Annotated in this window: 5 protein-coding genes and 1 pseudogene; 5 read left to right on the top strand and 1 reads right to left on the bottom strand. The window is 65.4% G+C overall.

Features of this window, described 5'->3' with window-relative positions:
• Positions 1-149: 149 nt before the first annotated feature.
• From I6B53_RS09005 to I6B53_RS08990, 4 genes and pseudogenes are all read left to right on the top strand, one after another.
• Positions 150-1,001 carry a carbohydrate ABC transporter permease gene (locus I6B53_RS09005; protein ID WP_216763902.1) on the top strand — a complete coding sequence of 284 codons (852 nt, stop codon included), beginning with the start codon at positions 150-152 and terminating at the stop codon, positions 999-1,001.
• Positions 1,002-1,084: 83 nt separating this feature from the next.
• Positions 1,085-1,942 (top strand): annotated as a pseudogene (locus I6B53_RS09000) (carbohydrate ABC transporter permease); the annotation flags it as partial.
• Between the two features lie 22 nt (positions 1,943-1,964).
• Positions 1,965-3,392, top strand: a complete 1,428-nt coding sequence (locus I6B53_RS08995) for an alpha-L-fucosidase (RefSeq protein WP_216763901.1) — start codon at positions 1,965-1,967, stop codon at positions 3,390-3,392.
• Between the two features lie 182 nt (positions 3,393-3,574).
• On the top strand, positions 3,575-7,120 hold the full coding sequence (locus tag I6B53_RS08990) for a cadherin-like beta sandwich domain-containing protein (RefSeq protein ID WP_253953849.1): 3,546 nt from the start codon (positions 3,575-3,577) through the stop codon (positions 7,118-7,120).
• Between the two features lie 55 nt (positions 7,121-7,175).
• Here I6B53_RS08990 and coaA read toward each other — a convergent pair whose 3' ends face one another.
• On the bottom strand, positions 7,176-8,138 hold the full coding sequence (coaA, locus tag I6B53_RS08985; RefSeq protein WP_253953848.1) for a type I pantothenate kinase: 963 nt from the start codon (positions 8,136-8,138) through the stop codon (positions 7,176-7,178).
• Positions 8,139-8,338: 200 nt separating this feature from the next.
• Between coaA and I6B53_RS08980 the strand changes: the two genes are divergently transcribed.
• Positions 8,339-12,028 carry a cell wall protein gene (locus tag I6B53_RS08980; protein WP_216763900.1) on the top strand — a complete coding sequence of 1,230 codons (3,690 nt, stop codon included), beginning with the start codon at positions 8,339-8,341 and terminating at the stop codon, positions 12,026-12,028.
• The last annotated feature ends 19 nt before the right edge of the window (positions 12,029-12,047 follow it).

Below are 12,047 nucleotides of genomic sequence, written 5' to 3'. Positions count from 1 at the left end.
TTCGGCGGCGGGGCAGCTCTTCTCCTCCTCGCTCCGCCGCCGAAGGCGCACACCTTACTCGAACGAATTGACGAAAGGCGGACGCCGTGGCCCGAGGACCTCAGCGCGAGCGCAGCCTCAATGGGGCTGCCCGCTTCCGACCAGGATGGATGCCCTGGTTGTGGGTGACCATCCCCGTCCTCGCGGTCATCACCTTCTACATCTACCCCTTCGTCACCACCGTCCACGTCTCCTTCACGAAGACCAAGCCCTTGGGCAGGACCGGACGATTCATCGGCCTGGACAACTACGCGACGATCCTGTCCGACCCCGAGTTCTGGCAGGCCGTGGGAAACTCCTTGGTCTATGCGCTGTGCGTGGTCCCCCTCATGGTCCTCCTGCCGTTGCTCCTGGCCCTGCTGGTCAAGAGCCCGGTCCCGGGCATCTCGGTCTTCAGGACCCTGTACTACCTGCCCGCCGTCTCCTCTCTCGTCGTCATCTCCTTGGCCTGGCGCTACCTGCTCGACGAGCAGGGCCCGGTCAACAATCTGCTCGCCTTGATCGGCGCGGTGTCCACCCCCGTGCCCTTCCTGTCCGACAGGTGGCTGATTCTGGCCTGCGCCATGGTCATCACCTTGTGGCAGGGCCTGCCCTACTACATGATCCTGTACCTGTCCGCCCTGGCCAACGTCGACACCTCCTTGTACGAGGCCGCCGAGCTGGACGGGGCAGGGCCCGTGCGACGCTTCCTGACGGTGACCGTACCCGGCGTCAAGGTCATGATGTTCCTCGTCGCCACCTTGACGACGATCGGTTCCTTGAAGATCTTCACCGAGGTCTACCTGCTCGGCGGTGCGGCCTCGCCCACGAAGACCCTGACCATGTACATCCGGGACCGGATCGTCGACCCCACCTTCGGATCCCTCGGACAGGGTGACGCCGCGTCGGTGTGCCTGTTCCTGCTGACCTTCGGATTCATCATCGCCTCGCAAAGGCTCCAGCGAAAGGCCGAGGACCAATGAGCGCCACCAGCATCCTCGCAGACCACGAGGACCGGAGCAGCCGTACGGACGCCCTCCGGCGATGGTGGGCGCGCAGGTCGCGCGAACAGGCCCAACGGAACACGCCCAGCAGGCGGCTGCGCGGGCCGCAACTGGTCCTGCGCTACACGATCCTGGTCCTGGTGACGATCCTTCTCATCGGGCCCCTGCTGCTTCCCCTCATGGCCGCCTTCAAGGCCCCCGGCGAGGCCGTCTTCGGTCAGGGCGCCACGCTGTTCCCGCAGACCTGATCCCTGGAGTCCTTCCACAGGCTCTTCGAACGCACCGACATCCTCATCTCCATCGCCAACTCCTCGACCATCGCCTTCCTCACCGTCGTCTCGAACATCGTGCTCAGCTGCGTCGGCGGGTACATGCTCAGCCGGCGCGGGTGGACGGGACGCTCCGTCATGTACTTCGTCGTCCTGTCGGCGATGATCTTCCCCTTCGAAGCGATCATGCTGTCGCTGTACAAGATGATGGTGCAGATCGACCTGTACAACACCTTGCCGGGTGTGTGGATGGTGACGATGATCGGCCCCTTCCAGATCCTCATGATGCGTGCGGCCTTCATGGGCATCCCCGACGAGATCGAGGACGCCGCTCTGATCGACGGGGCGGGGGAGTGGCGCCGCTTCTGGGAGGTCTTCATGCCGCAGGTGCGCGGCACCCTCACCGTCGTCGGCCTCACCTCCTTCATCGCGGCATGGTCCGACTTCCTCTTCCCGCTGCTCATGCTCCCCGACCCGAAGAAGCAGACGCTCATGCTCACCCTGTCGGCCATCGAGAATTCGCCACAGGGGACCACCTACCAACTGGTGCTGGCCGGAGCGGTCGTCGCCCTGGTCCCCGTGGTCACCGTCTTCGTCTTCAGCCAGCGCTTCTTCTTCCGAGGCATCGAGGCCGGCGGCCTCAAGTTCTGACCGACCCGAAAGGCTGCCCCCCATGAGTGAGGACCTGTCCGAAGAGTTCCGCCCGGACGACCTGGCGGCGGCCGGTGCCCTGGAGGCCTCACCGGACCCCGGATACACCTGGCCCAGCGACCCGGTGACCAGACGCGCCCTGGAGCACTGGAGGGACCACAAGGTCGGGGTCATCATCCACTGGGGCATCTACTCCTCCATCGGACTGGATGGCTCATGGTCCCTGCACCGCCAGCACCTCGGCGACTTCACCGACCCCCCTGCCTCTTGGAGCGGCACCGACGAGGACTACCACACGTGGTACTGCGACCAGGCGCGGACCTTCACCGGAGTCGACTTCGACGCCGACGAGTGGGCACGGGCCTGCCAAGAGGCAGGTATGCGCTACGTCGTCTTCACGACCAAGCACCACGACGGCTTCGCCATGTACGACACGGACTTCTCCAACTTCAAGTCCACCGGCGAAGACGCCGGGCTGGGGCGCGACATCGTGCGCGAAGTCTTCGACGCCTTCCGCGCCCGCGGCATGGAGACCGGCGTCTACTTCTCCAAGGCCGACTGGAACCACCCGGGTTACTGGGACCGGTCCAAGCCCCTGCGCGACCGCTTCCACAACTACGACATCGCCGCCCACCCCGCCAAGTGGCGCTCCTTCGTGGACATGACGAAGAACCAGATCGAGGAACTCCTGACCAGGTACGGGCCCGTCAACGTCCTGTGGTTGGACGCAGGCTGGGTGTGCGAACCCCGCGAGCCCATCGACATGGACCGGATCGCCGACCGTGCGCGCGCACTGCAACCGGGAATCCTCGTGGTCGACCGTGAGGTCCACGGGCGCAACGAGGACTACCGCACCCCCGAACAGGAAGTGCCCGACTCCGTGCTGGACCACCCGTGGGAGTCGTGCATCACCATGACCCGCGGCTGGTGCTCGATGCGCAGGGACGACCCGATCAAGCCGATGCGACACATCATCTCCAACCTGTTGGCCATCGTCTCTCGCGGAGGCAACTACCTCATCGGTGTCGGCCCGGACGCCACCGGAGCCATGTCCGTCGAGGTCAAGAAGGGCCTTGCCGAACTCGGACGCTGGATGCGGGCCAATGGCGAGGGAATCCACTCCACCCGCGCCCTCGCCGAACCCCTGCAGGTCGAGGGCGAGGACGGTTGGTCCTGGTACGCCACTGGCACCAAGGAGGACTGTGCGCACCCGGGCAGGATCCACCTCTTCGGAATGCCCCCGGCCGGACGAGAACAGGCCGAGGCCTCCGTGCCCGCCACCCACGTGGAGGTGGCATTGAGGGTCGGAGGTGTCCGGGTCCTCGGCGCCGAGGACGAGGACGCGGCGTCGCTGACCTGGCAGCAGGGGACGAGGGCGGGGCTGACCCGCATCGAGGTCCCCGATGTGGGGGCGCGTCACGCCGTGGGCCTGGTCATCGACCAGGTGTGAGACCCGCCTTGGATGTGACCCGCGTGGGCGCGAGGGCGGGCAAGCACGCGTGTCCACGACCCACCACCGGGGAAAGGAGGAGTGCACACCAGCAACGAGGACGACACCACGAGCCAGCCGCCAGCCGGGCACGAGCCCGGTACCGCCATTCCTCCCATTCCCATCGACGAAGGAGTTGACGCGTGGGGAAACGCCACATACTCGCCGGGCTCGCAGCGCCGGCGCTGACCATCACAATGCTCGGAATCGCGCCTGTTGCCGCGAACGCCGACCCTGCCCCCGACAAGGGCCCCTTCCACCCCGAGGTTCTCTGGGCCACCTCCCAGGAAAGCGTCGGTGAAACCGCTCCGAATGGACGCATCGACGCCCTCGTCGATGACGACACGGGCCGCAGTGGAGCCCAGGTGACGTTCTGGACGACGAAGTGGAAGGGCGGCACCGACCCCTTCCCTCACGCCCTGGCCCTGAAGAACCCCGATGCCGCACAGGGAACCTGCGGCATCGCCGTGACAGCGCGCCCCACCTACGACACGACCTTCGGCAATGACCACCTGCCCGGCGAGTACCGCGTCCACGCATTCGACGCCGATCCGGGCAACCCTGCGGCCGATCCGACCGCCCTGGAGAAGTGGCGCACGGATGTGCAGGCCGGGACGTGGGGACAGGGTGTTGAACTCGCCCACGCCTCCGAGCTCGTGAAGACGAATGAGGAGCAGTACATCACCTTCGCCAGGACGACGAAGCCCGTCATCACCTTGACCGGCCTGAGCGCCCTGGTCCCGGCGAAGAAGGACATGGCCCTGTCCGACATCAAAGTGCTGCCCTGCGACGCCGACGGCAATGCCATCACCGACCACCCGAAGACGCCGGCTCCCGACCCCCGGCCCAAGCCCGAAGTGCCGCACCCGAGCGAACCCGGCGCCGGGGAGGGTTCGGATGCTCTGGTCCTCGACTTCGTCATCGACCAGCTTCCGTACGGCAAGCCGGGCGAGCCCGTCGACTTCGCCGCGGGGACCCACACCTACGAGGCGACCGGCTACTTCCACGCGCGTGAGGTCTCGGCGCGCATCCGGACCGTCGAGGGCGCCACTGCCTCGATCAACGGGGCGCCGGTCGACGAGAACGGGCGCGTGTCCGGCCTCGAATTGAGCGACGGCCTCAATGTGGTCACCGCCGAAGTCAGCAAGGGCGACGAGAAGGCGACCTACGTCGTCAACATCACCAAGGTGGCCACCGATTTCCGCGGCAATGTCCTCATACCCGCCAAGGCCTCGGTCAACGGTGGCACTGCAGCCGACAATGCGGCCCTGACCGACGGCGACCGGAAGACCTCCTTCACCGCCAAGCCGCTCAAACGCGGCCAGGAGTGGAGCCAGGAGGTCACCGGATTCGAATTGGACCTGGGGGCGACGCGCCACGTGCACCGTGTCAACGCCTTCGGCTGGCCCGAACTGCCCCCGGGTGTCGAGGGGTGGCACGGAGGAAACTCCGTGGCCATCGCCGTCCAGGAGAAGGAGGGGGCCCAGTGGAAGACCATCGTCACCCACGCCTCTCTCACCCGTGACGCCAGGGGCCTGTGGTACTGGGACTTCAACGCCTACCACGCCGCCCACAAGATCCGCGTGTGGATGAACACCGCCACCGAACCGCAGACGCCCCAGAACATCGCCACCGCCGTCGAGATCAAGGACGTCGAGGTGTGGGGCCTGCCCGAGGGCGAGCAGCCCAAGCCCCCGGTGGTCGACAACTCCGTCTACGAGCGCTACCACGACTTCGACCCTGGCCAAGGCAAGTGGGGCGTGAACCGGGCGCAGACCCTTGCCCTCCAGTACGGCGTCATGATGCCGGCCTGGGTGCCTTCCGAGGGCTACGGGCGCGGCGGCTTCGACGCCCATGAACGGGACCTCACCAACGGCGCCTTCCCGATGTTCTACGACCTGCCGATGTTCAACACGGCAATGATGGAGTCCTTGGGCAAGGGCGCTCCGTGGGCGATCGCGAAGGCGCCCTTCGGCAAGAACGGCATCAGCGCCGCCGGGGAGCCTCGCGACTTCTTCAACGAGTACATGAAGCCCTACGCCAAGACCCTGGTCGACATCCAGTACGGGGACGAGGGAGGCTTCACCAAGTACGAGGCCGACAACTTCGGCAAGTGGTTCGACTGGTCCAAGACGCACATTCCGGGCGCAGTGGTCCACGCGAATTCGTGGAACGACCCGTCGTGGTTCCACCCGGCGCACCTCGACTACTACGTGCGCAATGCCAAGCCCGACCTGCTCAGCTGGGACACCTACTACTACGGGGTCAACCGTGGTCCGGCTCCGTCCGAGGTCGTCCTGAACCTGCTCAACACCCAGACGTGGAAGGCGCAGCGCGAGTACGCCCTCAAGGGTCTGAGCGGCGACGGGGCCAGTCCGATCCTGTACGGCCAGTACCTGGACTACAACTGGGACGCCAACGTCTCCGAGTCGCAGAAGGCCATCGTGCCCGCACTGGGTCTGGCCACAGGCCAGAAGTGGTTCGGCCTGTTCCGCATGGAGTACAACGGCTACGACCGCTCCTCGATCATCGACCACGACGGTGCGCCGACCCGCTCCTTCTACGAGTTCTCGAAGATCTTCGGGCACGTGCGTCACCTGGGTGACTACACGAAGGCCATGAACTCGACCTTCGTGGCCTACAAGTCGGGCGAGTACGAGGGGCGCGCCGGCGCTGCGAAGCTGGAGGGGTACACCTACGGCAACTTCGCCGAAGGTGAGGCGGCCAAGGCGGCCAACGCCGCCGTGGGCCTGGAGGACCTTTCCGTGAAGAACGTGGGTTCGGTCAATGGCGGCAAGGCGGGTGACGTCGTTGTCGGCTACTTCGAGCAGATCCCCGGCCTGAGCGCGGACAAGTCGAAGGAGATCTTCGGCCAGTCCACGAGCGCCCCCAAGGGCTTCATGGTCGTCAACGCCCTGACCGGTACGACCAAGTTCCCCTCCCAGCTGTTGGATCCGCGAACCGATGACGGTTCCTTCGCCGAGACCGCCCAGGACATCACCTTGACCGTGAGGAAGCCGTCGGCCGACTCCCACCTCGTCCTCGTCGACCCGCAGGCGAAGACCGCCGACGAAGTCGACCTGGGCACGGGTGAGAGCGCCACCGTGACGCTTCCTGCCGTCGGTGGTGGCGATGCGCGCCTCCTGTACTGGGTGACGCGCGACGCTCCGGCTCCCAAGCCCCAGATGAAGGTCGAGGTCAACAAGGACACCTTGGGAGTCGGTGATGAACTGGTGGTCTCCGTCTCCGGCCTTGCCGCAGGCGAGAAGGTCACCGCCACCATTCACTCCGACCCTGTGACCATCGGCAGCGTCACCGCCTCCGCGGACGGTGCAGCCGGCTTCACGTGGAAGGTTCCCGACGGATTCGCCGCGGGCCAGCACCGCCTGGTCGTGGCCGCAGCCCAGAGCGGAACGGTGGAGAGGAAGCTCACCGTGACGAAGTCGCCGACGCCCCCTGCACCCAAGACCGAAAAGGGGGGGCGCGCAGTCGAAGACCGACAAGGGGAGCACCTCGCCCAGCGGCAAGGACACGAAGTCCCCCCTGGCGAGGACGGGCGCGGCAACGCTGCTCATTATCCTGACCTCCGCCGTGGCCCTGTGCGTGGGCCTGGGGCTTCGTTTGACCCGCAAGCACCTGGCACGGGTCAAGAAGTGAGAACCCGTCGGATGACCCACACGGGCCAATGACACGGCTCGAAGGCGGGGTGGCCGAAGCGCCGACTTCGACCACCCCGCCCGTGTCTCAGTCCTTCCTCAGCAGGATCGACTCGACACGGTGGTCGGGGCCCTTGGTGAAGACCATGGTTGCGCGCTCGCGGGTGGGGGCAATGTTCTCGTGCAGATTCGGCAGGTTGATGGCGCTCCACACCATGCGGGCCGTGGCTTCGGCTTCGATGTCGCTCAGCCCCGCATAGGTGCGGAAGAAGGATCCCTTGCGTGAAAAGGCCGTGCGACGCAGGGTGAGGAAACGGTCGACGTACCACTGTTCGATGTGGGCCTCGTCGGCGTCGACGTAGATGGAGAAGTCGAAGTAGTCCGACACGGCGACCCTGGCCCCACCCGGGCGAAGACGCGGCGGCTGCAGGACGTTGATGCCCTCGACGATGAGGACATCGGGACGGTCCACCACCGTGAACTGCCCGGGCACCACGTCATAGACCAGGTGCGAATACACCGGCACGTGCAAGTCCCCCACACCGGCTTTGACCGAGGCCATGAAGTTCACCAGTGCGACCCGGTCGTAGGACTCGGGGAAGCCCTTGCGGGCGAAGATGCCGCGCCGCTCCAGCTCCGCATTGGGCAGCAGGAATCCGTCGGTGGTCACCAAGTCCACGCGCGGGGTGTGCGGCCAGCGCGAGAGCAAGAGTTGCAGCAGGCGCGCCACCGTCGACTTGCCCACCGCCACCGAACCGGCAATGCCGATGACGAAAGGAGTTTCGGGGGCACCGGTCTCGCCCAGGAAGGCGCGCCGTTCGGCGGCAGTGCGGCGCCTCCCGTCCACGTACAACTGCAGCAGGGCCGACAGGGGCCGGTAGATCGCGTCGACCTCGCTCATGTCGATCGGGTCGCCCAGGGAGGCGATCCGATCGATGTCCTCCTGGGTCAGGGGCAGGGGAGTCCGGTCGGCCAGCCGGTCCCATTCGCTGCGGTCGTAGTGCGAGTGGGGTGAGGGCGGGTCCGCGTGTGTGTCGACGATGGAGCTCACGTGGAAATCCTGCCGCAGTGCGCAGTGCGGACACGGGCGAGCCGGGCCACATGTGTCGTGAGGAAGCCCTCATTGGCGCCCTCGGACGCCCGAGGTCGGATCCGACCCCTTGGAAGTCGCCCACGGCTTTGCTACCATCACTTCCTGTCGTGAACTAAACCGCTTCAGTAGATGTGCGAACACGAGCAAAGGAGCTTGTCGTGCGGACTTCATCACATTCACGAGTCGGCGTCACCTCGTCAAGGCGGAAGGGCAGGGTGGTCGCCTTCCTGCTCGCGCTGTCGCTGACCTTCCCCCTCGTCCCCAGTGCGCTCGCCGCGGACACCTACCCTCCTGATGAGGATTCACGCGTGGGCAGTGCGCAACCTGTCATCACGGGGTATCGAATCCAGGACCTCAAGACGTGGACGCCGGAGGGCGACCCGTATTCGAAGCATCTGCGGGCCAGTGTGCCCCTCCAGGAGCGGATCGCCCGCAACCCCGACACGCAGGTCAAGCCCGAGCTCGATGGCAAGGCGCAGATCATGCTCATGCAGGGCGACTACGGCAACGCCTTCTTCGACGCCACCACGCACAACAACACCTTCACCGACCACGCCATGAACTTCTGGCAGTACGTCGACTACTGGGCCCCATGGCACGGCGGGGCATCCTTCGGAGTTCCCAAGGGGCTGTACGATCCGGAGAACTCACTGTGGACGAACAGAGGATTCGAATTCGGGATCCTCTCCATTCCCACACCCGAATACACGAACGCCGCGCACCGCAACGGTGTGAAGTCGATCGCCGTGTTGTACTTCGACCCGTCGTTCCGCCCCGGACTCACCTTGAACGAGATCTTCGACAAGGACGACTCCGACGCCTACATCGTCGCCAAGAAGCTCGTCGAGATGGCGAAGTACTACGGCTTCGACGGGTACTTCCTGAATGAGGAGGAACACGGGGACCGTCGCGACGAGTTCAAGCCGTTCATGTCGTACCTGACGTCCCAAGGGCTCTACACCCAGTGGTACGACACGAACTCGTCATTCAACGCGAGCAAGGCGCAATGGCTCCGGGACGCCCAGTATCCACGGATCCACGAATCGGTGTTCGTCAACTACGGAAACGACGGCCGATCCATGCACGACTGGGCGGTGAAGAACGGATACGATCCCCATGCGGAAGTCTTCGCCGGCATCGAGGCGAATCAAACCGGGTTCGACGGTCGCAGGCACAGTGGAGTTCGTGACATCCGGGCAGGGTACTCCTCCGATGACAACCATTCGCCGCTGACGTCGATCGCCCTCTTCGACCCGTCCAACTTCTACCAGCGAGGACTCGACGACCAGATCGAAGAACTGACCGGGCGGAAGAGCCCCCAGCGTCCTTTCATGCAGCAGCAGCCCTATCAGTGGATGATCGCTCAGCGTGAACGCATGTACTTCTCCGGAATGAAGCAGGACGTCACCCGCACCGGCGAGGAGGCTGCGAACCCCGACGTGGCGATTGACTCCCCGGGCAGGTGGATGGGGGTCGCAGATTTCACTCCCGCACGCAGTGTCATCCAGGGCGATTCCTTCCACACCCACTTCTCCACGGGCAAGGGGATGGCCTCGTACACCGATGGTGCGATCACGAACACGTCGGCATGGACCGACATGGGTGCCCAATCCATTTTGCCGTCATGGCAGTGGTGGATCACCTCGAAAGGCGAGGTGACGCTCGGTGCCGATTTTGACTACGGTGAAGAGCCGCGCGTGGACATCCGCGGGGAATCCATTGCGTCACCATTTGTCCCTCAAGGCGCTTGGCAGGGCGGCAACTCACTCGTCCTCCATGGAAGCGCCGGGACGCCCCAGACGATTCGACTCTTCAAGACGGACCTCGGCGTGTCCTCCCGATCCACGGCGACAGTCACGTGGAAGAGGAGCGTCGGAAATGGCGAACTGAAGCTCGGGCTGGTCTTCGCCGACGCCCCGGAGGTCGTCGAAGAACTCGCCCTCCAAGCCGATGGTGGGAACGAATGGACGAGCTCGACCGTCGACCTGGCTCCGTACGCCGGCAGGAGGATCGCGACCATTGGATTCGTCGTCAGAGGTGCTCAGGGCGAGCAACTCCAGATCAACGTGGGGCAGGTGTCACTGGGGTCCGCAGGTGCGAAGCCCGCAACGCCGTCCGGACTGCGCGTCGATGAAATCACCTCCGATGGTGAGCTCAACGTCTCCTGGGATCGTGCCGACTTCTCGGAGGTGGACAGTTATCGCCTCGAAGCCCTCGATTCCCAAGGCCGTGTCCATCATCTCGCCGATGCCTATGCCGACACTCGATACGTGAAGAACGTCGGCATCGACGGGGACTTCACCGTGCGTCTCAGGGCCATTGGCAAGGATGGATCGAGTTCCGAGCCGGCAGATCTTCCGGTCTCCCGTCTTCACCTGCCCGGCAGCGTCACCATCGACACGGCGAAGGATTCGACAGGACTCCACGTCCACGCAGCCGAGGCGGGAAAGGTGTCGGTGCACTGGACGCCACCTGCTTCAGGAGCGCCCAAGGGCTACAAGGTCAGGATCGAAACCCTCTTCGCCGGTGCCGACAACCCCTACCGCGGACATGCGGAGATCGTGGTCCCCGCCGATGCGACCAGTGCCACACTCCAGGCCCCTCCGGAAGGGCTTCCTTTCAGGGCGAGCGTCGAACCACTCGGAGAGGAAACGGTCGGCGCACTGTCGGTCCGTGGGCGCTACCACGACCACTTCGCGCGGCCCATGGGAACCGAGGACGTCGTCGTCGACCAGGGCCGTACCTTCCACCTCAACAATCCGGCCACAACCGATTGGCGGCGCATCGACTCCACGGGCGACCAGACCTGGACGGCGACACGCGGCAAGAACAATCGTTCGGATTGGGGCAACGACGACGAGAACGGCCAACTGGGTCGCCCACGTCGAGTGGACAACACCTTCTCATTCGTCATCGGCGACTATGCCGGCAACACGTCGGAGGTCTTCGGACTGACTCGCAAGGGCGAGAACCTGGAGGTCGTCGATGCGGCGGCTCCTGAGGTGTGGGCGACACCGTGGCAGGACCAAGACGTGCCCGCCGGCGAAGAGATCACTGCGATCACCGTTTCAGCACGTGACAACGTGTCGAAGGCGCGTGTCGCGGTGCGCCTGAGGGACGCTGCCCGGCCGCAGGATCCGCCAACGGAGGACCTGCAGGGCCTGACCTTCGATCCGGCCAAGAACTCCGTCACGGGCTCTCCGCGGTGGGACGGCCTGCGAAGGCTGGAAGTCACCGCCACCGACGAGGCGGGCAATGCGGCCACCTTCACTCTTGACATCAAGGGGCACGGCGCCTCGCCCGACCCGGACCCCAAACCGAACCCGGACCCCAAACCGAACCCGGATCCCAAACCGAACCCGGATCCCAAACCCAATCCGGATCCCCAGCCGCAGCACCTCGTCCTGGAACTGAGCACGGATTCGGCGGCTCCCGGCGAGTCGGTGGTCATGACAGCCTCCGGTGCGACGGCGGGGCAGGACGTCGAGTTCACCATCCATTCGGATCCGCTGCGTCTTGGAAGCGTCAAAGCATCCTCGGACGGGCAGGCGAAGCTGACGTGGGTGGTTCCCGAGAACTTCCCCGCAGGAACGCATGAGGTCATTGCCACCACGGCGAAATCGCGGGCGACGAAGTCCCTCGTCATTCGCTCCGACGGCACTGGGCCGAAGGCCCCACGAGACGGATCGGGCTCGACCGAGGGCTCCACGAAGGGCAATCTGGCTGCGACCGGCGCAGACCTCGCCACGGTCCTGGGTGTGGCCGGGGCCCTGGGGCTGGTCGGGATCGTGGGAGGAGTCCTCGTGCGCACAAGGCGACTTCAACGCAAGGTCGACTCGTCGAAGTGAAGTCCTCCGCTTCGCGCCG

It is taken from the genome of Schaalia sp. 19OD2882, from assembly GCF_018986735.1.
GTDB lineage: Bacteria > Actinomycetota > Actinomycetes > Actinomycetales > Actinomycetaceae > Pauljensenia.
Note: the sequence above shows the minus strand (reverse complement) of the source record. Positions and strands in the feature narration are given on the sequence as shown.

Coding starts and splice junctions, on each gene's coding strand:
- I6B53_RS09005 (WP_216763902.1), top strand. CDS start 150: ATGCCCTGGTTGTGGGTGACCATCCCCGTCCTCGCGGTCATCACCTTC.
- I6B53_RS08995 (WP_216763901.1), top strand. CDS start 1,965: ATGAGTGAGGACCTGTCCGAAGAGTTCCGCCCGGACGACCTGGCGGCG.